The sequence below is a fragment of the Gulosibacter sp. 10 genome, from assembly GCF_900163695.1.
Classification (GTDB): Bacteria; Actinomycetota; Actinomycetes; order Actinomycetales; family Microbacteriaceae; genus Gulosibacter.
Window position 1 is genome coordinate 20,563 of the sequence record NZ_FUIC01000030.1, and the last position, 22,898, is coordinate 43,460.

Below are 22,898 nucleotides of genomic sequence, written 5' to 3' on the forward strand. Positions count from 1 at the left end.
CGCGCCAGGACGCCCGAGGCGGCGCCGCGGGCGGTCAGCCGACCGCGGGAGTGCGCGACCACGCCTCCGCGAGGAGTTCGAAGCTCCGGACGCGATCGGCGACCGCGTGCGCGGTCGTGGTGACGAGCAGCTCGTCCGCGCCGGTGACGCGCCTGAGCGTCGAGAGCCCCTCGACCACCTGCTCCGGCGCTCCGGTGAAGCGCGTGTCGAGCCGGTCCCGCACCCGTTCGAGCTCCGCGGGCGAGAGCGGCTGCGCCGCCGCGCGCTCGGGGTCGGGATAGGGGATCGCACCGCGGCCCTCGGGCGCGCGGATCGAGGCGACCCAGTGGCCGTAGCCCTCGGCGAGCCGTCTCGCCTCCGACTCGGTGTCGGCGGCGAGCGCGTCGGCGGCGACGATGACGTAGGGCTCCCGCAGTCCCTCGGAGGGGCGGAAATGCCTCCGGTACTCGGCGACGGCCTCGAGCGTAGTGGCGGGCGAGACGTGATAGTTGGAGCCGAAGGGCAGCCCCAGGCGGCCCGCGACCCGCGCGCTGATCCCCGCGCTCGAGCCGTGCACCCAGAGCTCCGGCCGTGCGCCGTTCGCGGGCGGAGCCACGTAGGGGCCCGCGTCCTCGTCCACGGAGGTGCCGGCGAAGAGCGCTCGGAGCTCGGCGACGGCCTCCTCGAGCCCCGCGGTGTCGCCCGCGATGCGGCGGAACAGCCGCTGCGAGAGGGCGAAGCGCTTGCGGAGCCCCTGGAAGAGGTCCCGCTTGGGCGGGACGACCAGGCCGTCGACGATGCGGTTCCCCTGCGGCGCGTCGAGATTCGCGCGGTCGTCCGGCGCGGGTACGAGCGGTGCCGCCGCCGACTCCGGGGAGACCGCCGGGATGCTGCCGGACCGGCCTAGGCCGAGGTCGATGCGCCCCGGGTAGAGCGCCGAGAGCGCGCCGAAGGCCTCGGCGACCTGGACGAGGTGGTAGTTCCCGAGCAGCGTGGCCGCGGTGCCGATGCGGATGCGCTGGGTGCGTTCGGCGAATACCGGCAGGAGGGTGGTGATCGCGGACCCGGCGATGCCCTCGTTGAGGTGGTGCTCGGTGAGCCAGTAGCGGCCGTACCCGGCCTGCTCGGCGTGCCGGGCGACGGCGAGGGAGTCCGCGATGGCCTCTCCCGGCGTCTGCCCCTCCGAGATGGCGATGACGTCGAGCACGCCGAGGGGCGTGGTCGAAGGGTCGTGCTGCGCGGTCATGAACGGCCTCCTCGGGCGGTCTCGTGCCGGTCGGCGCCCGGCACCGCCTCGATGAGGCGGCGGGTGTACTCGGCGCGGGGAGAATAGAGGATCTGCTCGGCGGGCCCGGACTCCTGGACGCGCCCCTTGCTCAGCACCACGACGCGGTGGGCGATCTCGCGGACCACCGCGAGGTCGTGGGTGATGAACAGGTAGCTCACGCCGGTGCGCTCCTGCGTCTCGACGAGCAGGTCGAGGATCTGGGACTGCACCGTCACGTCCAGGGCGGAGACGGGCTCGTCGAGCACGATGAGCTCCGGGTTCAGGGAGAGCGCCCGGGCGATGGCGACCCGCTGTCGCTGTCCGCCGGACAGCTCCGCGGGCAGCCGGTCGAGGAACGTCCGCGGCAGCCGCACCCGGTCGAGCAGCTCGGCGGCGATGGCGTCGAGGCGCGAGCGGGGCTCGAGCCCGTAGTTCACGAGCGGCTCGGTGACGATGCGCGAGACGCTGAGCCCGGGGGAGAGGGATGCGAACGGGCTCTGGTAGACGAGTGTGAGCGACTGGCGCACCTCGCGGTGCTCGCCGCCCGAGAGGGCGAACAGCTCTCGGCCCGCGAACCGCACCGAGCCCTCGTCGGCGTCCGCGATGCCGAGCACCACGCGCGAGAGCGTGCTCTTGCCCGAGCCCGATTCGCCGACGAGGGCGACCGTCTCGCCGGGCCGGACGTCGAGGGAGACCCCGCGGAGCGCCTCGACCTCGCGGGCGCGGCGGCCGCGGCCCCGCCGATAGGTCTTGCTCACGCGGTCGATGCGCAGCAGCGGCTCGGCGTCGGCGTTCGCCGGTTCGAGCTCGCGCAGCGGCCGTTCCTCGAGCGAGGCGCGGAAGTCGGGCGCCGCCCTCACGAGCCGCTGCGTGTACGGATGCCGCGCGTGCCCGAGGATCTGCTCCGGCGTGCCCGATTCGACGATCTCGCCCTGCGAGAAGACGAGGATGCGGTCGGCGCGCTCGGCCGCCACCGAGAGGTCGTGGGTGACCAGCAGCAGCGAGGCGCCGGACTGCGCCACCTCCGCGTCGAGCCGGTCGAGGATGATCTTCTGGACGGTCACGTCGAGCGCGCTCGTCGGCTCATCCGCGATGAGGAGCTCGGGGCCCGGCGCGAGGGCCGCGCCGATGAGCACGCGCTGCAGCTGGCCGCCGGAGAGCTCGTGGGGATACTGCCCGGCGCGCTGCTCGGGGTCGGGGATCCCGGTGCGCTCGAGCAGCTCCACCGCCCGCTCCTGCGCCTCCTTCCGCCCCACCGGGCCGTGGATCCGCAGGCCCTCGGCGATCTGCTCGCCGATCCGGCGCACCGGGTTGAGCGACACGTTCGGGTCCTGGGGCACGAGGCCGATCCGGGCGCCGCGGATCGACCGCCATTCGCGCTTGGAGCGGGTGCGGAGGTCGACGCCGTCGAACTCGATGCGCCCGCCGACCACCTCGGCCGCCTCGTGGAGCAGGTTGATGACGGCGTGGGCCGTCGTGGTCTTGCCCGAGCCGGATTCGCCGACGAGCGCGACGCGCTCGCCGCGGTCGATGCGGAAGGAGACGCCGCGGAGGGCGTGGTTGCGCCGCCCCGCGACGTGGTAGTCGACGGCGAGGTGCTCCACCTCGAGCAGGGGCGCTGCGATATCGGTCATCAGTTCGTACCCTTCTGGAATGCGCGGGAGATGTGGTTGGCGGCCACGACGACCACGGCGAGGATGAGCCCGGGGATCACGGTGAGCCACCAGGCCGTCGCGAGGTAGTTGCGGCCCTCGGAGATGAGCGCGCCCCACTCGGGCGTGGGCGGGGTGGCGCCGAAGCCGAGGAAGCTCAGGGCCGCGACGGCGAGGATCGCGGTGCCGAACTCGAGCGCGGCGAGCGAGAGCACCGGCGCGATCGAGTTGGGCAGGATGTGGCGGAACAGCGCGTGCCTCGGCCGGCCGCCGTACAGCCGGCTGGCCTGCACGTACGTGGAGCTCGCGACCTTGATGACCTCGGCCCGCATGATTCGCGCGAAGCTGGCGCTGCTGGCCAGCCCGACCGCGATCGCGACGTTGACCGTGCCGAAGCCGATCGCCGTGACGATGATCAGCGACAGCAGCAGCGAGGGCAGCGAGATGATCACGTCGACGATGCGCATGGTCACCAGATCGAACCAGCCGCGGAGATAGCCGGCCAGCAGGCCGACGAGCGAGCCGATGGTCAGTCCCACCAGCACCGCGACCAGGGTTGCGGCCATCGAGAGGGCGGTGCCGTGCACGACGCGGCTGAACTGGTCCCGCCCGACCTGGTCGGTGCCGAACAGGTGCTCGGCCGAGGGCGGCAGCAGCATCGAGTCGGAGTCGATCTTCGTCGGGTGGTGGGCCGTGAAGAGCGAGGGCCAGAACGACCACAGCAGCACCACGGCGAAGACCGCGATGGCGAGGACGAGCAGGGGGTCGGTGCGCAGCCGCCGCGCGAAGGCGGCGAATCGGGCGCGGGGGCGGCCCGGGGGCCGTTGCGGGGTTCCGGCGGCGAGCGGCGCGTCGAGGAGGGGCGCCGCCGCGGCGGACGGTCCGGCATCCGACACTGCGGGGCGGGTCTCGGTGGTGGTCATGCCTTCGCTCCGTTCTTGAGGGCGTGCTGGTGCCTGGTGCGCGGATCGACCAGGGGGTAGACGAGGTCGGTGAGCAGGCTCGAGATGACGAAGAGCCCGGAGACCACGACGACGATCGCGAGGAGCACGGGGCCGTCGAAGCGGCTCACGGCGTCAACGGTCAGCTTGCCCATGCCGTCCCTGCTGAACACGGTCTCGGTGATGGCGGCGCCGGCGAAGAGCTGGCCGAAGAGCAGCCCGATCATCGTGAGCACCGGCAGCAGGGCGTTCCGCGCCGCGTGGCCGAGGACGCGCGCTCCGCCCGCGCCACGGGCGAGGACGACGTCGATGTACGGCTCCCGGAGCGTGGCCTCGAGGCTGCGGGAGAACAGCTGCGCCAGGGTCGCCGCGAGGGGGATCGCCATCGTGATGGCCGGCAGCACGAGGCTCTCGACGCCCTTGCTGCCCATCGGCGGGAACAGTCCGAGCCGGAAGGAGAACAGCTGGATCAGCAGCAGACCGATCCAGAAGCCGGGCAGCGAGATGCCCAGCGGCGGCACGGCCGCGAGGACGCGGCGCAGCCAGGGCCAGGGGGCGAAGTTGATCGCGATCGCGAGCGCCGCTGCGGCGAGGATCGCGATGACGAGGGCGGTGCCGGCGAGCGCCGCGGTCTGCGGGAGCAGCGCGAGGACGCGCTCGCCGGCAGCCTCGTTGGTCTCGTAGGAACGGCCGAAGTCGAGCTGCAGCGCGTGCTGCAGCGACGAGAGGTACTGCTCGTGCAGCGGCCGATCGAGCCCCCATTCGGCGCGCAGCGCCGCGATCTCCGACTCGTTCAGCGTCTGATCCTCCTGCGTCACGGACATCACGAGGATGGTCGCCGGGTCTCCGGGCAGGAGGTAGAGGATGAAGAAGGTGAGGGTGTAGGCGGCCCAGACGACGAAGACCGCCTGCCCCACGTGCTTGAGGATGGTGAACGCCATGATCGACTGCTTTCGACTTCGGCCGCGCCCGGTCAGGACTCGACCCAGGTGTTGAGGAAGGTGAGCCGCGAGGTGCCGTCGAGCTGGAGGTCGTGCACCTCATCGCTCACGGCGATGCGCGAGATCAGCGTGTAGAGGGGGAAGCGGTAGCCGTCCTCGATGATCGTGGTCTGCACGTCGGCGAGGGTCTGCTGGCGCTCCTCCGGGTCTTGCTGGCCGACCTGCGCGTCGAGCGCCTCGGCGATCTCGGGGAGGTCGGGGTTCTGCTCGGGGTCGAGACCCGCCTCCGCCCACACGGGCAGGAAGGCGGCCAAGTCCTGGCGCAGGCGGTCGGGCTCGTTGCGGGAGACGTTGCCGTACTGCAGATCGGACTGGTCCTCGCGCGCCGTCGCCTCCGAGACGCTCACCTGCACGACCTGCAACTCGATGCCCACCTCGGCGAGCTGCTCCTGCACCGCGATGAGCGGGTCGGAGGCCTGCCAGAAGATCACCTCGAAGCTCAGGCGCTCGCCGTCGCGCTCGCGGATGCCGTCGGCGCCGACCTCCCAGCCGGCCTCCTCGAGGATCTCCTTCGCCCCCTCCGGGTCGTGCTCGAGGGCGCCGCTCAGGTCGGTGTAGAGCGGCGTGGTCTCCGCGAGCAGGCTCGTCGCGGGGATGGCCTCGTCGCCGTAGGTGATCTTCGAGACCTCCTCGCGGTCGATGGCCTTCTGGAAGGCCTCGCGCACGGCGAGCTCCTGCAGCGGCGTGTCCTTGTCGAGCTTCGGCGTGAGCGAGAACACCGTGCCGGGGTTCGTGCGCTCGATGACGTGGAAGCCGGGGGTCTGCTCGAAGGAGTCGAGCTCGGGGGTCGTGAGGAAGGTCGCGGCCTGGACCTCGCCGGAGGTGAGGCTGCCCGAGCGGACGCTGATCTCCTCGATCTGGGTGAAGGTGATCCGGTCGAGATATGCGGGGCCCTGGTTCGAGTCGACCTCGGTGTTGAGGTTGTACTCGGGCACCTTCACGAGCACCGCCTCCTGCTCGGGGGTGTAGCTCTCGAGCTCGAAGGGGCCGGAGCCGACGTACTCGCCGTTGCGCCGGTCCTCGATCGGCAGCTTCGTGGATTCCTCGGAGATGAGGCCGAGGGTTGTCGTGCTCGTCGCCTCGAGGAACTGGAGGTTGGGTCCGGGGAAGGCGACGGTCACGACGTGCTCGGAGTCGACGGTGGTGGTGGCGCCCTCGAGCAGCTGGGAGGCGGCGGCCGCCTGGGCGCCGAGCTCGAGCAGGGCGTCGAAGTTCGCCTTCACCGCCTGGGCGTCGATGGGCGTGCCGTCATGGAATTCGGCGTCCTCGCGGAGGGTGAACGTGAACTCCGAGGAGTCCTCGCTGATCTCCCACGACTCCGCGACCCACGGCAGGACGGTGCCGGGGTTCTCGGGGTCGGAGACGGTGAGGGAGGCGACGAGCTGGCGCTGGATGGCGACGTCGTCGTTGTTGCCGCCCTGCTGGGGGTCGAGGTGGTTGAAGCCCTGCAGGCCGATGACGAGTTCGCCGCCCTCCTGCGGCTCGGTGGCCTGGGCGGAGTCCTCGGCGGCGCTGCAGCCGCTGAGGAGCAGGGCGCCGAGGGCGAGTGCAGCGGCGATCGAGGTTCGTGCGCGTCGCGCGCGCGGGATGAGGTTCACGGGATGTCTGCTTTCGGGGTCGCGGATGGGATGGGACGGATGCCGGGTGGGTGCGTGTCAGGCGGCGACGCGGCGACCCAGCGGGGCGCGCAGGCCGAGGTGCTCGCGGAGGGTGTTGCCCTCGTACTCGGCGGGGTAGGCGCCGCGCTCCTGGAGCTCGGGGACGAGCCGGTCGACGATGTCGTCGAGTCCGCCGGGCACATGGCGGAGGCCGAGGTTGAGGCCGTCGAACGCGCCGCTGCGCACGGCGTGCACGAGCCGGTCGGCGATGCCGCTCGGGGTGCCGACGAAGGAGCGGTGATCGTTGAGGTGGCGGACGAGCTCGCGCACGGAGGAGAAGCCGCGCTCGCGGCTGAGCGAGCGCCAGCCGTCCACCACCTCCTTGGGGCTCCGGTAGTGCCCGACGGTGCCCCGCTCCACCGAGATCTCCTCGGCCTCGGGGTCGAACCCGGGCAGCGGCCCATCGGGGTCGAGGCCGGGCAGCGCCTGCCCGTAGGTGTGCTCGACGAACTGGACGACGTGGCCGTCGGTCCAGGCCGTCTCCTGGCCGTGCCGGAAGCGCTCCTCCGCCTCCTCGGGGGTGTCGCCCAGCACGATCGATCCGCCCGGGAGGATCTTCACGTCGTCCTCGGGCCGGCCGTGCGCGACGAGCCGCCTGCGGATGTCCGCGGCGAACTCGAGCGCGGCGCCGAGCTCCGAATGCCTGGAGAAGATGACATCGGCCTGGCGGACGGCGAGGTCCCGGCCGCCGGCGGAGTCGCCGGCCTGGAACAGCACGGGGTGCCCCTGCGGGCTCGACGGCACGGTGTGCCGGGCGCGCACGCCCTCGAACTCGCCCGCCGGGGTCACGGGCGAGACCTGCGGGGCCCACTGCGCCGCGCGCCGATCGCCGCTCGGCTCGATGTCGGCCCAGGAGTTCCACAGCGCCCGGACGAGCTCGACGTTCGCCTCGGCGTGCGCGTAGCGGTGCGGCACGTCCACGTAGCCGCCGCGGCGGAAGTTTTCGCCGGTCCAGGAGTTCACGGTGGTGACGATGTTCCACGCGGCGCGCCCGCGCGAGAGCACGTCGAGCGAGGCGAGGCGGCGGGCGAGCGCGTACGGCTCGTGGTAGGTGGCGTTCTGCGTCGCGACGAGGCCGATCCGCGAGGTGATGGCCGCGAGCGCCGCGAGGTGGGTCTGGGAGTCGGGGCGCCCGGCGACGTTGAGCTCGATCACCTCGCCGAGGTGCTCGCGCAGGCGGAGCCCCTCGCCGAAGAAGAACGCGTCGAACAGGCCGCGCTCCGCGGTGCGGATGGTGCGGCGGAACGCCTCGAACTCGATCTGGTCGAGCGCGTCGGGGGACTGCCAGTCCACGCCCTCGCCCACGCCGGCGTAGAAGACGCCGAAGTGGACCCGGGCATCGGGACGGGGGAGGTCGGTGGTGGTCGCGGTCATCGTGCACCTGCCTTGCTGGTCGTGTGAGCGGTTGCGAATCGGGATTCGGGGCGGGGGAGGCGGAGGGTCTCGCGGAGCGTCGAGCCGAAGACCGGCGCGTCCGCGATGCCGCGGGACCGCAGCGCGGGGAGCACGGCTCGGCCGAGCTCCTCGGCGTCCGTGTCGACGACGGCCGGGAAGAGGCGCACGCCGTCGACGACGCCGCGGAGGGAGTCGAGCAGGTTCGCGAGTTCCTCCGGATGGCCGAGGAAGCGCAGGGGAGCGCGGTCCGATCGCGGGGCCGCGCCTTCCGCCTCCCAGGCGGGCAGGCCGTCGGCGCGGGCCAGCTCGTCGAGCTCGCGCACGCGGTCCCGAGCGCTGCGCCCCCTCGCGTCGAGGGCGACCTCGATCTCGGCGATGACGCGGGGGATGCCGCCGGTGCGGAGCTCGGCCGCGCTGCGCTCGAGGGCGGCCCGGTCGGGGGCGCCGATCACCGCGACGTCGATGAGGTCGTGCGGCGCCTCGTCCGGCCGGGCGAAGATCGGGGGTCGGCCCTGCGGCGGCCGCGGGGTGATGGCCGGGCCGCGCACGGTGAAGGACCGGCCCTCGAAGCGGATCGGGTGCACCTTGGCGCCGTCGAGGTAGCGGCCGCTGTCGGCGTCGCGGATCGCGGCGCCGTCCTCCCACGAGTCCCAGAGCAGGGAGGCGGCACGGACGACGTCCTCGGTCTCCTCGTGCCGGGCGAATGCGTCCGGGACGGCATCGCGGCCGTAGACGGCGCTCGACTCGGCGTCGGCTTCGGCGGCGACGAGCCAGCCGCCGCGGCCGAGGGAGGCGTGGTCGAGGCTCGAGATCTGGGCGGAGAGGTGGAAGGGCTCGTTCCAGGGGGCGTTCACGACGGGGACGAGGCCGATGGTCGAGGTGATGGGCGCGGCGAAGGCGGCGCGCAGGACCGCGTCGAGGCGGGCGGTGATCCCGGGGCTCGCGGCGGGAGGCAGCACGGAATCGGCGATCGTGACGGCGTGGAAGCCGTCGCGCTCCGCCCGATGGACGAGCTCGGCGGTCCTGTCGGGCGAGAGGAGGTCGGCGGGCGGATGGTCGGCGGCGCGCCAGGCGGCGGGGTGCGCGCCATCGCCGTCGATCTCGAGTGCGAGGAAGAGCGGGGTGCGGGGCATGTCGGAACTCCTGCGGGATGGATGGGATAGGGGAGCGGTATCGGATCGGGTCACCGGGCCGAGGGGACAGTGGCGAGCCTCGCGATCTCGGGCAGCACCTCGGTGCGGAAGAGCTCGAGGCTGCGCAGCCACTGGGCCTCGGTGAGCGCGCCGCGGTGCCCGGGGATGCTGATGGCGTCGAGCCCGTAGACCTCCGCGTACCGGGCGAGCTTCTCCACCGCCTGCTGCGGGCTGCCGATCAGGGCGGAGCTGCGGGCGAGGTAGTCGTCGTAGTCGTGGAAGAGCGTGTCGGGGGCGAAGTCGTTGTAGGTGTCCACCTTCGGCGCGTAGTGCCGCTCGTAGACGGGGCGGAACGCCTCGACCGCCTCCTGGGAGCGATCGGTGAGGAAGAGGCTGAAGCCCGCGCCGACGCGGGCCTCGCGCGGGTCGCGGCCCAGCTCGGCCCAGGCCTCGCGGTAGCGGCGGACGAGCGGCTCATAGCCCTCGATCGACTTCTGCACGTTCGCGACCCAGATCGGATCGCCGTATTCGGCGGCGAGCTCCACGGTCGCGGCCGAGGTCGAGGAGCCGTGCCAGGTGCGGATCCTCGGCTGCAGCGGCTGCGGCGAGATCCGGGCGCCGCGCAGCGGCACCGGCCGGGTGGTCGGGGCTCCGGGCTCGGGCTCCCAGTTCGCGGGCTCGTCCGACCAGAGCTGCCGCAGGATGCGGTAGTTCTCGTGCTCGGTGCGCCAGGCGTCGTCGCGGGAGATGCCGAAGAGCTCGGTCTGCTGCGGGCCGTTGCCCTTGCCGACGATGAGCTCGAGCCTGCCGTCGGAGAGGTGGTCGAGCGTCGCGTAGTCCTCGGCCACCCGCACCGGGTCGAGCACCGACAGGAGCGTGACGCCGGTGAAGAGCCTGATGCGCGAGGTCCTGGCGGCGATGTTCGAGAGCAGGACGGGCGGGGAGCTCGAGATGAAGGGATGATGGTGGCGCTCGCCGACCGCGAAGCCGTCGAAGCCGAGCGCCTCGAAGCGCTCCGCGTTGGCGAGGACCGTGTCGAAGCGCTCCTTGGCGGAGAGCTGGACGCCGTCCGCGGGGGATGGCGAGTTGTCGATGATGTCGAGGCCGATGACCTTGACCATGGGAGCTCCGTTCTGTCGGATGGTTCTGCGTCCGGGGACGCCCTCGGGGATGCCGTGTGCTCGAGGACGTTACGGAGCGGCAGCGCCGCCGCAAACCCCGCGCGGTCACGGTCCGACTCCGTCCGTCACACGGCTTCAACCCGCGGAAGATCCCGACATGCGCGGTAACCGGGCGTCGCGGGACGATGCGCGGATGACGGGGCGTGACGCGCACGGGAATGCGGCGGACGGGGCGGGGACTCGGAGCTTCGCTGAACCCCGGCGCATCCGGCGCTCGCTAGACTCGACAGGCACCGTCACCCATCCCATCGGAGGTACACCCGTGTCGTTCATCGTCGACGTCTATGCAAGAGAGATCCTCGACTCCCGAGGCAACCCCACCGTGGAGGTCGAGGTCACGCTCGACAACGGCGCGATGGGCCGCGCCGCGGTGCCCTCGGGCGCATCCACCGGCGCGTTCGAGGCCTACGAGCTCCGCGACGGCGAGCCCGACCGCTATCTCGGCAAGGGCGTCGAGAAGGCCGTGCAGGGCGTCGCCGACGAGATCAACCCGGCCGTCGAGTTCTTCGACGCCACCGACCAGCGCGCGCTCGACTCGGAGCTCATCGAGCTCGACGGCACGCCGAACAAGGAGCGCCTCGGCGCGAACGCGATCCTCGGCGTGAGCCTCGCCGCGGCGAAGGCCGCGGCCGAGTCGACCGAGCTCTCGCTCTTCCGCTACGTGGGCGGGGCGAACGCGCACGTGCTGCCCGTGCCGATGATGAACATCATCAACGGCGGCGCGCACGCCGACACCGGCGTGGACGTGCAGGAGTTCATGATCCTGCCGATCGGCGCGTCGAGCTTCCGCGAGGCGCTGCAGTGGGGCGCCGAGGTGTACCACCAGCTCAAGAAGACCATCAAGGAGAAGGGGCTCGCGACGGGCCTCGGCGACGAGGGCGGCTTCGCCCCCGACGTGCCCTCGACCCGCGCCGCGCTCGACCTCATCACCGAGGCCGTTGGCCAGACCCGCTTCACCCTCGGCAGCGAGATCGTGCTCGGCCTCGACGTCGCCTCCACCGAGTTCTTCCACGACGGCGTCTACAAGTTCGAGGGCAAGGACCTCAGCGCGAGCGAGATGGTGTCGTTCTACGAGGAGCTCATCGCGGACTACCCGATCGTGACGATCGAGGACCCGCTCGCCGAGGAGGACTGGGAGTCCTACACCGAGCTCACCGAGCGCATCGGCGGCAAGGTGCAGCTCGTGGGCGACGACCTCTTCGTCACGAACCCCGAGCGCCTCCAGCGCGGCATCGAGACCGGCGCCGCCAACTCGATCCTCGTCAAGGTGAACCAGATCGGCACGCTCAGCGAGACGCTCGACGCGGTGAACCTCGCGCACCGCAACGGCTACTCCGCGATCCTGTCGCACCGCTCGGGCGAGACCGAGGACACCACGATCTCGCACCTCGCCGTGGCCACCAACTGCGGCCAGATCAAGACCGGCGCACCGGCGCGCACCGACCGCGTGGCCAAGTACAACGAGCTCCTCCGCATCGAGGAGGAGCTCGGCGAGCAGGCCGTGTACGCGGGCGCCGACGCGTTCCCGCGCTACCGCGCCCAGCAGGCGTAGCGCCGGGACGCGACGCGCGATGGCGAGAAGGCGGCGAGGATTCGAGCACCGGCCCACGGGAGGGTCGCTGCTCATCCTCGCCGCGCTCGTCGCCGCGGTGGCGATGCTGAGCCCGACCGTGCAGCAGCTCATCGAGCAGCGGCAGCACATCGCGACGCTCGAGGAGGACATCGCCACCACCACCGAGGAGCTCGAAGCGCTCCAGCAGGAGCAGGACCGCTGGCAGGATCCGGCGTACATCAAGGCCCAGGCCCGCGGGCGGCTCCTGTTCGTCGAACCGGGCGACACGACCTACGTCGTCCACGGCGACGCCCCCGCGGCGCCGCCGGAACCCGTCGACGTGTCCGTCGACGTCCACGAGACCAGGACGGATCCGGGCGAGCTCTACCTGGACTCGCTCATCCGCGCAGCCACCGCCGACGCCCCCGAGGAGACCCCGTGACCGAATTCCCGCCCGCAAGCGAACGCGATATCGCGGTGGTCACGGCGCAGCTCGGCCGGCCCGCACGCGGCGTGATCGGCGTCGGCGCCCGCTGCGCATGCGGCAACCCCGTCGTGGTCGTGACCGCGCCCAGGCTCGAGGACGGCACGCCCTTCCCGACGCTCTTCTACCTGACGCATCCCGAGGCCACGGCGGAGATGTCGCGGCTCGAGGGCGCGCACCTCATGGTGGACATGCAGGAGGCGCTGCGGGAGGACGAGCGGCTGCGGGCGGGATACCTGCGGGCCCACGAGCAGTATCTCGCGGCGCGCGAATCGGTCGAGCATGTCGAGGAGATCGCGCATGTCACGGCCGGGGGAATGCCGACGAGGGTAAAGTGCTTGCATGCCCTCGCCGGCCACGCCCTCGCGGCGGGCGAAGGCGTCAACCCCATCGGCGATTGGGCGCTCCGGGAATCCGCATGGAGCCCCGACGTGTGCCAGTGCACCGAGCCCGGCGAGAAATTGTCCGTACAAAACGGCGCCGGGGCTTAACTGCGCGCCGATGACGACTAAGCTTGATTCGATCTCGTACTGAGAAATACCACAGTGAGGAGTGGACGCGTGACCAAGATTTTGATTGTCGGCGGTGGCTATGCAGGCTTCGCCGCCGCTCGGCATCTCGAGAAGCAGCTCAACCCAGGAGAGGCGCAGGTCACGCTCGTTGACCCGCTGCCGTACATGACCTACCAGCCCTTCCTGCCGGAGGTCATCGGGGGCTCGATCGAGGCGCGCCACGCCGTGGTCTCGCACCGTCGTCACCTCAAGCGCACGCGCGTCATCACCGCGGAGGTCGCGAAGATCGACCACGCGTCGAAGACCGCCACGATCAAGCCCGAGGACGCCGACGAGTACACCCTCGGCTACGACATCGTGGTCGTGACGGCCGGCGCCGTGAGCCGCACCTTCCCGATCCCGGGCGTCGCGGACAACGCGATCGGCGTGAAGCGCATCGAAGAGGCCGTCTGGGTCCGCAACAAGATCATCGACAACTTCAACCGCGCGTCGACTATGGCCCCCGGCCCCGAGCGCAGCCGGCTCCTCACCTTCGTGGTCGTCGGCGGCGGCTTCGCGGGCATCGAGGCGTTCGCCGAGATGCGCTCGCTCGCCACCGCGCTGCTCGCGGACTACCCCTCGCTGCAGTTCGACGACGTGCAGTTCCACCTCATCGAGGCCATGGGCCGGATCATGCCCGAGGTCTCCGAGGAGACCGCCCTCTGGGTGATCAAGAACCTCGCCGAGCGCGGTGCCACGGTGCACCTCAACACCCAGTGCAGCTCGGCCGTGGACGGCGTCATCGAGACCTCGAACGGCGACAAGTTCCCCACCGACGTGCTCGTGTGGACCGCCGGCCAGATGGCGAACCCGCTCGCGAAGGGCTTCACCGACCTGCCCGTCAACGAGCGCGGCAACATCCGCGTGCGCGCCGACCTCCGCGTGGAGGGCGACGACGGCGTGGTCAAGGACGCCTGGTCGGCCGGCGACGTGGCGGCGGTGCCCGACCTCTCGGGCGGCGGCGTCGCGGGCTTCTGCGTGCCGAACGCCCAGCACGCGGTGCGCCAGGCGGCGGTGCTCGCCGACAACATCGTCGCGACGCTCCGCGGCGACGCGCCCACCGACTACTACCACGAGAACATCGGCGCGGTCGCGGGCCTCGGCGTCGGCGTCGGCGCGTTCCAGTCGGGCAAGACGGGCATCACCGGCTTCCCTGCCTGGGCGATGCACCGCGGCTACCACGGCGTCGCGATCCCCACCTACGAGCGCAAGATCCGCGTGTTCGGCGACTGGCTCGGCCAGATCGTGCTCGGCCGCGACTTCGTGTCGCTGCAGGACGGCGACAAGCCGAAGGCCTTCTTCGAGCGCTACGCCGCTCGCCCGAAGTCCGCGGCGGGCGACAAGAAGCCCGCAGCCGCCAAGAAGTAGCAGCGAGCAGCAGCGCGCCGCTGCCGTATCCTGTTCGGATGCGGCAGCGGCGCGTTTTCGCTGCGAGCGGCGCACTCCCGCGCGAGGCGAGGAGCGCGCACCCCTCCATGGCCCAATTGGCAGAGGCGAACGACTTAAAATCGTTGAGTTCTCGGTTCGAGTCCGAGTGGGGGGACCGGAAGGCGGGCCGGCAGGGTCAGCGGTCGACGATGAGTCGGAATCGGTTCCGCTGGTATTCGAGCAGGCCCTCGCGCTGCATCCGCGTCAGCTCTCGCGAGACGGCGGTGCGATCGGCATGCAGGTATTCGGCCAGCTCGGCGCGCGAGAGCGGGATGGCGAACGCCGACCGGCCGGCCCGTTCCGCCTGCGAGCGGAGATAGGCGAGGAGCCGGTCCCGCAGCGATCGCCGGGTCATGAGATCGAAGTGGTCGCGCAGGCGCAGCTGCTTCCGCAGCACCGTGACCAGGAAGTTGTCCACCAGCCGAGGCCGCACCGCGCAGGCGGAGTGCCCCTCGACGAGCCGAGTGGCGTCCAGCAGCACGGCCGTGCAGGCGGACGCGGCCGAGACCTCGCGCGCCTGCGCGCCGGAGAGCTCTCCCCAGCCGTCGCCGAACAGATCGCCCGGCTCGACGACGTCGACGAGCACGCCCGTCCCGTCCTCGCGGCCCTGCCGGTCCAGGCCCACGCCGCTCAGCATCACCCCGATCATCTGCCTCCCCGGCACATGCGAGAGCACGAGATCGTGCCGCTCGAACTCGACCACCGAGGCCCGCAGGCAGTGCCGTACGCAGGCGAAATCCTCCTCGGTGATGCCCGCGAACAGCTCGCCCTCGCGCCAGCCCGGAGCCCGCGGCTCGGGCGCTTCGGTGCGGGCGTGCGGCAGTGTGACGGTCATCGGGGTCCCTTCGTTGCCGTGGCAACCGCGCGGGTGCGATGCGCGTGCCAGACTCGCTCGAGAACAGCTTAGGCTACCCTAACCACTTCGCGTGCGGAGCGCAGTGCGGACGGGGCGAGGAAAGGACCGCCGTACGTGGCGATATCGGAGCAGCAGGACACGGCCTTCGCGGCGCGGACCGAGGGAGCGAAGACCCCGCCCCCGATCCCGGCGCTCGACGACATGCTGCGAGGCCTCGAGGCCCGGGCGGACCTGCTCCGGGAGGACGCGCGCCGCTCGGACTCGACCGGCGGCATCGGTGCGGAGGCCGTCGCCACGCTCGACGCCCTGGGCTGCCATCGCATCACCGCGCCCCGGAGGGTCGGCGGCATGGCCGCCGGCGCGGCCGCAGTGGTGCGCGCCTCGCTCGCCCTGTCGCGGCTCCACCCCGCGGCGGCCTGGAACATGGTGGCCTCCTCCTCGCACATCGCGACGGCGCAGTGCCTGGATGTCGACCCCTGGGCCGGCCTCGCCGAGGGCGAGGACCTGCGCATGTGCGGCTCCTACGGCAGCGGCGACGCCAGAGTGCGCCGGGCGGGGGACGAGTACGTGCTGACCGGCACCTGGACGATGGCCTCCGGCTCGCAGCACGCGCAGTGGGCCACCGTGGACGCGCAGGACGACGAGCGCGGACGCGTGGTGATGATCCTCCCCGTCGAGCGGCTCGAGGTGCTGGACACCTGGCGATCGCTCGGTCTGCGCGGTACCGCGAGCAATACGCTGCGGGCGGAGGGGATCCGCGTTCCCGAGGGGGCGGTGATCGAATTCGAGCGGTGCATGGCGCGGCTCGACGCCGAGACGCGCTACCTGCGCCTGCCCAAGGTGCTGCCGACCAGCATGGGATTCGCCGCCGTGGCGATCGGGGCCGGCACGGCGCTCGCGGAGGAGGTCGCGCGCCGGGGAGGGTTCTCGCCCCGCTCCTATCCGGCTGCCGCCGCCGGCCCGGACCCCGAGACCGTCTACGCCCAGCAGCTCGGGGAGGCGGGGACGGGGCTCGCGGCGGCGGAGGAACTGCTCGTCCGGCTCGCGGAGGGCCTCGACGCCGCGGCCGAGACGGAGCCCGGCATCGCGCCGGCGCTCCAGCTGCGCACGCGCTCCCTGCTCGGGCGGGTCGTGCGCGACACCGGCGAAGCCGTGGAGCGCCTCGCGGGGCTCGCGGGCACCGCGCTCACCCTCGAGGACACCGAGCTCGGCCGGCTCTGGCGGGATTGCCGCTCCGTGCTGAGCCACGGCGCGCTCACCCCCGCGACCGGATTCGGCATGGCGGGGCACCGGGCCCTGCACGCCGCAGCGGCGCAGGGCTGATCGCCTGCGCCGCCCCTCCCATCCAGCTCGAAGGCCGTCCCGGCCGGAAGGGCGCCGGCCGTCGCGCCGGCGCGATCGCACCGTTCCCGCGCCGGCGCGGAAACCGACGAAAGGACCGAACCCATGACCCAGCAACATCCCGCCGAGACCGAGACCGAGTGCACGGACGGCGGCTGGTCCCGGCTCCTCGCCTCCCGCGTCGAGGACTTCGCCCGGCTGAACCCGATCGCCGCGGGCCGGGTCTCGCCGCATCGCACCTTCGACGGCGAGCACTACCGGATCCGCAACCTCGCGCTGGGGGAGGGCGCCGTGCTCGCCCGGCACGTGGCGCCCGCACCGCTGATCGTGACCGTGCTCGAGGGGCGCGTCGAATTCGCCCTGCCCGAGATCGCGCACGAGCTCGCGGCCGGAGCCGTGCTCTGCGTCGACGCGGATGTCCCCCACGAGGTGACCGCGCTCGAACCCTCCCGCCTGCTGCTCACGCTCGTCGTATCGACCGCCTGACCGCGATCGCGCGACCCGACTGCTTCAACCGCGAACAACCGAGAACCCAAGGAGAACCATGAGCATCCCGCTCGCACAGCACCGCACGAAGCGCATCGGCAGAGCCGTGGCGGTCGCGTCCATCGCACTGCTCGCCCTCTCGGGCTGCACCGCGAACACCACCTCGAACCCGGCAGGCGGCGACGCCCAGGGCGACGCGTCGTCGACTCGGACGATCATCGACCACACCGGCGAGGAGATCGAGATCCCCGCGGAGATCGACCGCGTCGCGGTCGATCAGATCCCGATCGCCTCCACCTACACCGCCTTCTTCGAAGGAGAGGCGCCCTACCTGGTGGGCATGTCGCAGGCCGTCGTGGACAGCCTCGAGGGCACCGTCGCCGCCGACATCGCCCCGGAGCTGCTCGAGGTCGAGACCGGCTACTACGACAACGGCGAGCTCAACGTCGAATCGCTCCTCGAACTCGACCCGGACGTGGTCCTCTACAACGCGAGCAATGCCGAGCACGGGGAGCTGTTCGAGAAGGCCGGCATCCCCGCCGTGGGCTTCAAGACCCAGGGCGACCCGGCGGTGACGTACACCGAGTGGCTGCGCCTGCTCGAGGACGTCTTCGACGAGGACGGCAAGATGGACGAGGTCATCGAGTACGGGGCGGGGATCATCGCGGACGCGCGCGAGAAGAACGCGCAGATCCCCGAGGCCGACCGCAAGGACGTCCTCGAGATCACCGGGTACAAGCCGGGCACCCTCACCGTGCAGGGCGAGCCCGAGTTCTTCGGCACCTTCTGGCTCGACACCGCGAACGCGGACAACGCGGCCATCGGCGCGCAGCAGCCCCTCTCGGAGGTCTCGAGCGAGCAGCTGCTGCAGTGGGATCCGGATGTCATCCTCCTGAGCGGCTACGGCCATTCGGGACTGCTGCCCGAGGACGTGCTCGGCGGGCTCGAGGGCGTCGACCTCTCGACGATGACCGCCGTGCAGGAGGGCGAGGTGCTCTCGACCCGGCTCGGGTGGTGGAACTGGTTCACCCCGAATCCGGATGCGCCGCTCGTGGCGCACTGGATCGGCGCCGCCGTCTACCCCGAGCTCGCGGACCCTGAGGCGCTCGACCAGCTCACGCGCGAGTACTACCTCGAGGTGTACGGCTACGAGCTCAGCGACGAGCAGCTCGAGCACATGTACGCCGGCTCCTACTCGGCCGAAGTGGACCGCTGATCGTGCAGGGGGCGGTGAGGGAGACGTCCCCGGTCGCGGCCGGGTCGGGTGGGAAGGCGCCGCGCACCGCGGGGTCCCCGCCCGCCCCGGCCGGCGGCCGTGCCCGGGGCGGGCTCTCGCTCGTCGAGGAGGGGCGGCTGCGCGGCTGGGTCGTGCCCGTGCTCCTCGCGGTGCTTCTGGCGGTGTGCTGCCTGGGCGTGCTGCTCGGCCGCTATTCGCTCAGCCCGGAGGATCTGTTCGCGGCGCTCGCGTCGCGGATGGGCGGCGCGCCGGTGAGCGATCGGATCGACTCGGTCGTCTTCGGGCTGCGGATCCCGCGCATCGTGCTCGCCGTGATCGTCGGCGGCGGACTCGCGGTGGCCGGCGCGGCGTTCCAGAGCCTCTTCTCGAATCCCCTCGCCACCCCGGACACCCTCGGCGTCACGGCCGGCGCCTCCGTCGGCGCCGTCATCGGCCTGCTGTTGAGCGTGCCCCTGATCGGCGTGCAGCTCATCTCGCTCGTGTTCGGCATCGCCGCAGTCGGGCTCACGGTGTCGATCGCCCGGCACCGGGGCCGGAGCAGCATCGTGATGCTCGTCCTGGCGGGCGTCGTCGTCTCGGCGATCGCGAACGCCGTGCTCTCGCTGCTCAAGCTCACCGCCGATCCGGATGACAAGCTGCCCCAGATCACGTACTGGCTGATGGGCAGCCTCGCGAGCGCCGAGATGCGGCAGATCCTGCTCGGCGCCCCGCTCATCGTCCTCGGCTCGGCCGTGATCATCGCGCTCCGCTGGCGGCTCAACGTGCTCGCGCTCGGTGAGGACGAGGCCCGCGCATCCGGCACCAGCGTCGGCGCGATCCGCGCCGCGCTCATCGTGTCCGCCACGCTCATCACCGCGGCGTGCATCGCCATGTGCGGGCAGGTCGGCTGGATCGGGCTGCTCATCCCGCATATCGCCCGCATGCTGTGCGGCAACAACAACAGCGCCGTCGTGCCGGTGAGCACGGTGCTGGGCTCGATCTTCCTCGTGGCGATCGACACGCTCGCGCGCACGCTGCTCGCCTCCGAGATCCCCATCTCGGTCCTCACCGCGATCATCGGCGCACCAGTGTTCATCGTGCTGCTGCGCAGGACCGGCGGGAGGTGGTCCTGATGACGCTTGCGGTGGAGCACGGCACCTTCGGATACCGGCGCGCCGCCCCGGTGCTGCGCGACATCTCGTTCGCGGTCGATGCCGGGCGGCTGCTCGCGGTGCTCGGGCCGAACGGCGTCGGGAAGACGACGCTGCTGCGCACGACGCTCGGGCTGCAGCCGTGGAGCCGCGGCCGCACGCTGCTGGACGGCGCGGACATCATGACGATGCCGAGTCACGAGCGATGGCGGCGCTTCGCCTTCGTCCCGCAGGCGCGCAACGCCGCCTCGCTCTCGCTCACCGGTCTCGACATGGTCACCATCGGCCGGGCCGCGCATATCGGCACCTTCGGGCAACCCGGACGCGCCGACCGGCGCATCGCGCGCGAGACGATGGCCGAGGTCGGCATCGAGCACCTCGCGGAGACGCCGTGCGGGCAGCTCAGCGGCGGGCAGTTCCAGATGGTGCTCATCGCCCGGGCGCTCGCGGGCGGACCCGAGGTGCTGGTGCTCGACGAGCCCGAGACGGGACTGGACTTCCGGAACCAGCTGATCGTGCTCGATCTGCTCGACGACCTCGTGCACCGGCGCGGCCTCACGGTGGTGATGAATACGCACTACCCCACGCACGCGCTGCGGGTGGCCGACGAGGTGCTCCTGCTGCGGCGGGACGGCGCACCGCTGCACGGGCCGACGGCGGAGGTGCTCACCAAGGAGTCGCTCGGCGAGGCCTTCGGCGTCCTGCTCGAGGTGCTCGAGGCCGAGATCGACGGCACGCTCCATCGCAGCGTGCTGCCGCTCAGCGCGATCGAGCGCCCCGGGGTGGCGTAGACTCCTCCGGTGCCGTGAACCGTATGCCGGTCCCCGCGGCCGGGTCCGATGACGGATGCCGGGGCGGCGCCGCCTCGGACGGCGAAGGAGGTGGCGATGCAGTCGAAGACGCTGTTCGACCGGCGCGCGGTGTTCGCGTGCATGGTCGTGATGACCTCGATCGGCCTGCTGGTGGCCACTTACGGCATCGCGATCCCGGGGTTCAAGGAGCAGTTCGGGGTCTCGGACGCGGCGGCCGGCGCCGGGCTCGCGCTGCAGTCGGCCGGCGCGGTCGTGGGCGTGCTCGCGGCGCCCTTCGCGCTGCGGCCCTTCGGCAATCGCACGACGCTGATGGCCTCGGCGGTGCTGCTCGGCGGCGGCGCCCTCGCGCTCGCCTTCGCGTTCTCGTGGCCGATGGTGCTCGTCTCGGCGCTGATCGCCGGGCTCGGCCTGGGCGGCGTCGACATGCTCATCACGCAGCTGCTGATCATCGGCGCCGGCACCCGCGGGCCCGCACTCGTCAACGTCGCGCACGGCTTCTTCGGGGTGGGCACGGTGCTCTCGCCGGCCGTCCTGGCGCTGATCGGCACGGACCGCTACTGGGCGATCTTCGCATCCGTCGGCGTCGCGAACGCGATCGCCGTCGCGTGCCTGGGCGGGCTCGCGGCCCGCCCCACGCCCGTGGACGCGCCCGAGGAGTCGGGCACCCCGGTGGCGCGGGCGCACTGGTTCGTCGGCGCGGCCGTCGTCGCGGGATTCGTGCTGCTCTACGTCACCCACTTCGGCGTGCAGTCGGGCATCGGCACGTGGGAGCCCACCTTCCTCGGCGCCCTCGGCCACGACGAGTCGAGCGCCGCGTGGGCCACCTCCGGCTACTGGTTCGCGATGGTCGTCGGCCGCTTCGCCGCGGCCGGGCTCACGCGCCTCGTCGCCATCCCGGTGCTCGTCACCGCGAGCTGCATCGGCATGGCCGCCTCGCTCGTCTGGGCCATGCACGAGCCGAGCGCGATGTGGGCCTTCCTGCTCTGCGGCTTCTTCATCGGCCCGATCTTCCCGAACGGCCTCACCTGGCTCGCGAGCTCCGGCTTCGCGCACGGCCACCGCTTCTCCTACGTCGTCGCCGGGTCGATGGTCGGCCAGGCCTTCGCGCCCTGGCTCATCGGCGTGGCGATCGAGCACGACGGCACGACGGTCATGCCCTTCACGCTGCTGCTCATCGCGCTGGGCGCGGTCCTCGCGGCCGTCGGGCTGACCCTCGGGTTGCGACCGCGGGGCGCGGCGGCGGGCTGACGCCGGTCACCAGGTGGGCACGGGCGGCCGCGCATCGATCGCGCCCCCGTACCAGCGGCCCGCATCCGCCGAAGGGGCCGCCAGCACGATCGCGTCGGGGGCGAAGCGCAGCGGCGGCGGCGCGGCCGCCAGCAGCGCGCCCCGCTTCGAGGCGCCGCGGAACTCGGCGCCGGCGGCGAGCAGCTCCACCAGCTCGGCCACGACGCGCTTCTCGCCGAGCTCGAAGGCGAGGGTGCAGGCCAGGTGCACCGCGGCGCGCGCGTGATGCTCGGCGAAGCCCCGCCGCGTCGCCACGGCCTCCGCGTCGAAGCTGCGCCGATGCAGGTAGACCGCGGCGGGCAGGCACCGCTCGAGCGCGGCGCGCAGCACGGCGCAGGACTCCGGGACGACCTCGGGATGCCATTGCGCGAGGTACGAGGCGGCCGTGTAGTCCACCGCGGCCAGCAGCAGCGGCTGGTCGAGCCCCTGGAGCATCACCCGCGCCTCCTCGACCTGCCCGATCGCGGCGGCGTGCAGCTCGACGTCCGCGGCGAGCAGGGCGCAGTCCTGCGTGGCGGCCGAGCAGCGGATGAGGGTCGTGGCGAGGTCGAGCTGATGCCCCGCCCGCCGCGCATCCGCCACGGCGCGCTCGAGCTCGACGCGGGCGGCCTCCACCTCCTCGCCCCGGTGGGCCCGGGCCGCGCCGGTCTTCCGCGCCTCGGCCCGGTGGGTGATGCCGAGCACGTGCTCGTAGGCCTCCACGTGGTCGACGTAGCGGTCGTAGTGCCCGTACTCGGGCTCCTCGTCCTCGGGCCGCAGCATCTCGAGGTACGCGCGGAGCTGCAGCAGCGCGCCCTGCTGGTCGACATCGGCGACGAGCGGCTCCGCGCGGTCGAGCACGAGCCGCGCCTCGGCGTGCTCGCCGCAGCGCGCGTGCGACTGCGCGAGCCCGATCAGCGCGGTGCACAGCTCGCCGAGCCGACCCGCGGCGCGGTACTCCTCGGCCAGCCGGGCGTAGAGGTCCCGCGCGCGCGGATACTCCTGGCGGGCGAACTCCACCGCGGCCGCCGCGATCCGGGCCGAGCGGTCGGTCTCCTCGGGATCGAGCGTGCCCGGCGCGAGCCGGCGCGCGCGCCCGATCTCCTCCGCGGCCTCGTCGAAGCGCTGCACGCCGTGCAGCACGCGGCTGCGGGCCAGGCGGGTGCTCGCCTCGTGGTCGTCGAGCCGGTCGGCGGCGAGCCCGCGCCGGCGCTGCCGGCCGATCGCCGCGAGCGCCTCGTCGAGATGCGCCAGCGCCTCGGAGGCGTCGCCCTCGGCCGCGGCGATCGCGTGCCGGAACAGCCCGATCCGGGTCCGCGCATCGTCGGCCGAGGCCGGATCCGCGATGCGCTCGGCGAGCGCGCGGGCCTCCGACAGGGGCCCTTCGTAGGCGGCGTCGCCCGACTGCAGCAGCGCGGCGGCCCGCTCGAGCAGCTCCCTCACCCGGACCGCCTCCGGCGCGAAATCCTCCATGGAGGCATCCTGCCACCGGCGGGCGGCGGAACGCTGCGATCGGGGGACCGGCGCGCCCGCGTCGTAGACTCTGGG

The 22,898-nt window shown here is 72.3% G+C and carries 20 protein-coding genes and 1 tRNA gene; 11 read left to right on the forward strand and 10 right to left on the reverse strand.

Features of this window, described 5'->3' with window-relative positions; genetic code table 11:
- Positions 1 to 34: 34 nt before the first annotated feature.
- Genes FM112_RS11480 through FM112_RS11515 form a run of 8 tightly spaced genes read right to left on the reverse strand, consistent with a single transcriptional unit; the run spans position 35 to position 10,147 of the window.
- Positions 35 to 1,225, reverse strand: a complete 1,191-nt coding sequence (locus tag FM112_RS11480; protein WP_087007654.1) for an LLM class flavin-dependent oxidoreductase — start codon at positions 1,223 to 1,225, stop codon at positions 35 to 37.
- The gene (locus FM112_RS11485) at positions 1,222 to 2,880 is read right to left on the reverse strand and encodes an ABC transporter ATP-binding protein (RefSeq protein ID WP_087007656.1); all 1,659 of its coding nucleotides are present in this window, start codon (positions 2,878 to 2,880) and stop codon (positions 1,222 to 1,224) included. Before FM112_RS11485 ends, FM112_RS11480 begins: the two co-directional genes overlap by 4 nt.
- Positions 2,880 to 3,821 carry an ABC transporter permease gene (locus FM112_RS11490; RefSeq protein ID WP_087007658.1) on the reverse strand — a complete coding sequence of 314 codons (942 nt, stop codon included), beginning with the start codon at positions 3,819 to 3,821 and terminating at the stop codon, positions 2,880 to 2,882. Before FM112_RS11490 ends, FM112_RS11485 begins: the two co-directional genes overlap by 1 nt.
- Positions 3,818 to 4,780, reverse strand: a complete 963-nt coding sequence (locus tag FM112_RS11495) for an ABC transporter permease (RefSeq protein ID WP_087007660.1) — start codon at positions 4,778 to 4,780, stop codon at positions 3,818 to 3,820. Before FM112_RS11495 ends, FM112_RS11490 begins: the two co-directional genes overlap by 4 nt.
- Before the next feature lie 32 nt (positions 4,781 to 4,812).
- Positions 4,813 to 6,438 (reverse strand): ABC transporter substrate-binding protein, encoded by a 1,626-nt coding sequence (locus tag FM112_RS11500; RefSeq protein WP_176386803.1) that lies wholly within the window; start codon positions 6,436 to 6,438, stop codon positions 4,813 to 4,815.
- Positions 6,439 to 6,495: 57 nt separating this feature from the next.
- Positions 6,496 to 7,872, reverse strand: a complete 1,377-nt coding sequence (locus tag FM112_RS11505) for an NtaA/DmoA family FMN-dependent monooxygenase (RefSeq protein ID WP_087007664.1) — start codon at positions 7,870 to 7,872, stop codon at positions 6,496 to 6,498.
- Positions 7,869 to 9,026, reverse strand: coding sequence for an LLM class flavin-dependent oxidoreductase (locus tag FM112_RS11510; protein ID WP_087007666.1), 1,158 nt, complete (start codon positions 9,024 to 9,026; stop codon positions 7,869 to 7,871). Before FM112_RS11510 ends, FM112_RS11505 begins: the two co-directional genes overlap by 4 nt.
- Positions 9,027 to 9,076: 50 nt before the next feature.
- Positions 9,077 to 10,147, reverse strand: coding sequence for an LLM class flavin-dependent oxidoreductase (locus FM112_RS11515; RefSeq protein WP_087007668.1), 1,071 nt, complete (start codon positions 10,145 to 10,147; stop codon positions 9,077 to 9,079).
- A 322-nt stretch (positions 10,148 to 10,469) separates the two neighbouring features.
- On the opposite strand from FM112_RS11515, the gene eno reads away from it, so the two are divergent.
- From eno to FM112_RS11540, 5 genes are all read left to right on the forward strand, one after another.
- Positions 10,470 to 11,759, forward strand: a complete 1,290-nt coding sequence (eno, locus tag FM112_RS11520; RefSeq protein WP_087007670.1) for a phosphopyruvate hydratase — start codon at positions 10,470 to 10,472, stop codon at positions 11,757 to 11,759.
- Between the two features lie 19 nt (positions 11,760 to 11,778).
- The gene (locus FM112_RS11525) at positions 11,779 to 12,201 is read left to right on the forward strand and encodes a septum formation initiator family protein (protein ID WP_087007672.1); all 423 of its coding nucleotides are present in this window, start codon (positions 11,779 to 11,781) and stop codon (positions 12,199 to 12,201) included.
- Complete coding sequence (locus FM112_RS11530; RefSeq protein ID WP_087007674.1) at positions 12,198 to 12,734, forward strand: DUF501 domain-containing protein; 537 nt, start codon at positions 12,198 to 12,200, stop codon at positions 12,732 to 12,734. The genes FM112_RS11525 and FM112_RS11530 overlap by 4 nt, the downstream gene beginning before the upstream one ends.
- 69 nt (positions 12,735 to 12,803) lie before the next feature.
- Positions 12,804 to 14,162 (forward strand): NAD(P)/FAD-dependent oxidoreductase, encoded by a 1,359-nt coding sequence (locus FM112_RS11535; RefSeq protein WP_087007676.1) that lies wholly within the window; start codon positions 12,804 to 12,806, stop codon positions 14,160 to 14,162.
- Between the two features lie 101 nt (positions 14,163 to 14,263).
- Positions 14,264 to 14,337 (forward strand) — tRNA-Leu (locus FM112_RS11540).
- 21 nt (positions 14,338 to 14,358) lie between these two features.
- On the opposite strand, the gene FM112_RS11545 is transcribed toward FM112_RS11540, so the two are convergent.
- The gene (locus FM112_RS11545; protein WP_087007678.1) at positions 14,359 to 15,057 is read right to left on the reverse strand and encodes a Crp/Fnr family transcriptional regulator; all 699 of its coding nucleotides are present in this window, start codon (positions 15,055 to 15,057) and stop codon (positions 14,359 to 14,361) included.
- A gap of 135 nt (positions 15,058 to 15,192) precedes the next feature.
- Between FM112_RS11545 and FM112_RS11550 the strand changes: the two genes are divergently transcribed.
- From FM112_RS11550 to FM112_RS11575, 6 genes are all read left to right on the forward strand, one after another.
- Positions 15,193 to 16,401: a hypothetical protein gene (locus FM112_RS11550; protein WP_087007680.1), complete on the forward strand. Its 1,209-nt coding sequence runs from the start codon at positions 15,193 to 15,195 to the stop codon at positions 16,399 to 16,401.
- Positions 16,402 to 16,524: 123 nt separating this feature from the next.
- Positions 16,525 to 16,905 carry a hypothetical protein gene (locus tag FM112_RS11555; RefSeq protein WP_087007682.1) on the forward strand — a complete coding sequence of 127 codons (381 nt, stop codon included), beginning with the start codon at positions 16,525 to 16,527 and terminating at the stop codon, positions 16,903 to 16,905.
- 58 nt (positions 16,906 to 16,963) lie between these two features.
- Positions 16,964 to 18,121, forward strand: coding sequence for an ABC transporter substrate-binding protein (locus FM112_RS11560; protein WP_087007685.1), 1,158 nt, complete (start codon positions 16,964 to 16,966; stop codon positions 18,119 to 18,121).
- Positions 18,122 to 18,135: 14 nt separating this feature from the next.
- Positions 18,136 to 19,254, forward strand: coding sequence for an iron ABC transporter permease (locus tag FM112_RS11565; RefSeq protein ID WP_217874538.1), 1,119 nt, complete (start codon positions 18,136 to 18,138; stop codon positions 19,252 to 19,254).
- On the forward strand, positions 19,254 to 20,063 hold the full coding sequence (locus FM112_RS11570) for an ABC transporter ATP-binding protein (protein WP_087007766.1): 810 nt from the start codon (positions 19,254 to 19,256) through the stop codon (positions 20,061 to 20,063). Before FM112_RS11565 ends, FM112_RS11570 begins: the two co-directional genes overlap by 1 nt.
- Positions 20,064 to 20,159: 96 nt before the next feature.
- On the forward strand, positions 20,160 to 21,332 hold the full coding sequence (locus FM112_RS11575; protein ID WP_176386804.1) for a sugar MFS transporter: 1,173 nt from the start codon (positions 20,160 to 20,162) through the stop codon (positions 21,330 to 21,332).
- A gap of 6 nt (positions 21,333 to 21,338) precedes the next feature.
- Here FM112_RS11575 and FM112_RS11580 read toward each other — a convergent pair whose 3' ends face one another.
- A complete protein-coding gene (locus FM112_RS11580; RefSeq protein WP_087007689.1) occupies positions 21,339 to 22,823 on the reverse strand; it encodes a hypothetical protein in 1,485 nt (494 codons plus the stop codon).
- Positions 22,824 to 22,898 lie beyond the last annotated feature (75 nt).

Excerpts from the sequence above, each read along its gene's own strand:
- FM112_RS11495 (WP_087007660.1), bottom strand. The coding sequence starts at position 4,780 with ATGGCGTTCACCATCCTCAAGCACGTGGGGCAGGCGGTCTTCGTCGTC.
- FM112_RS11575 (WP_176386804.1), top strand. The coding sequence starts at position 20,160 with ATGCAGTCGAAGACGCTGTTCGACCGGCGCGCGGTGTTCGCGTGCATG.
- FM112_RS11570 (WP_087007766.1), top strand. The coding sequence starts at position 19,254 with ATGACGCTTGCGGTGGAGCACGGCACCTTCGGATACCGGCGCGCCGCC.
- FM112_RS11485 (WP_087007656.1), bottom strand. The coding sequence starts at position 2,880 with ATGACCGATATCGCAGCGCCCCTGCTCGAGGTGGAGCACCTCGCCGTC.
- FM112_RS11545 (WP_087007678.1), bottom strand. The coding sequence starts at position 15,057 with ATGACCGTCACACTGCCGCACGCCCGCACCGAAGCGCCCGAGCCGCGG.
- FM112_RS11525 (WP_087007672.1), top strand. The coding sequence starts at position 11,779 with ATGGCGAGAAGGCGGCGAGGATTCGAGCACCGGCCCACGGGAGGGTCG.
- FM112_RS11490 (WP_087007658.1), bottom strand. The coding sequence starts at position 3,821 with ATGACCACCACCGAGACCCGCCCCGCAGTGTCGGATGCCGGACCGTCC.
- FM112_RS11560 (WP_087007685.1), top strand. The coding sequence starts at position 16,964 with ATGAGCATCCCGCTCGCACAGCACCGCACGAAGCGCATCGGCAGAGCC.
- FM112_RS11505 (WP_087007664.1), bottom strand. The coding sequence starts at position 7,872 with ATGACCGCGACCACCACCGACCTCCCCCGTCCCGATGCCCGGGTCCAC.
- FM112_RS11480 (WP_087007654.1), bottom strand. The coding sequence starts at position 1,225 with ATGACCGCGCAGCACGACCCTTCGACCACGCCCCTCGGCGTGCTCGAC.
- FM112_RS11515 (WP_087007668.1), bottom strand. The coding sequence starts at position 10,147 with ATGGTCAAGGTCATCGGCCTCGACATCATCGACAACTCGCCATCCCCC.
- FM112_RS11580 (WP_087007689.1), bottom strand. The coding sequence starts at position 22,823 with ATGGAGGATTTCGCGCCGGAGGCGGTCCGGGTGAGGGAGCTGCTCGAG.
- FM112_RS11555 (WP_087007682.1), top strand. The coding sequence starts at position 16,525 with ATGACCCAGCAACATCCCGCCGAGACCGAGACCGAGTGCACGGACGGC.
- FM112_RS11510 (WP_087007666.1), bottom strand. The coding sequence starts at position 9,026 with ATGCCCCGCACCCCGCTCTTCCTCGCACTCGAGATCGACGGCGATGGC.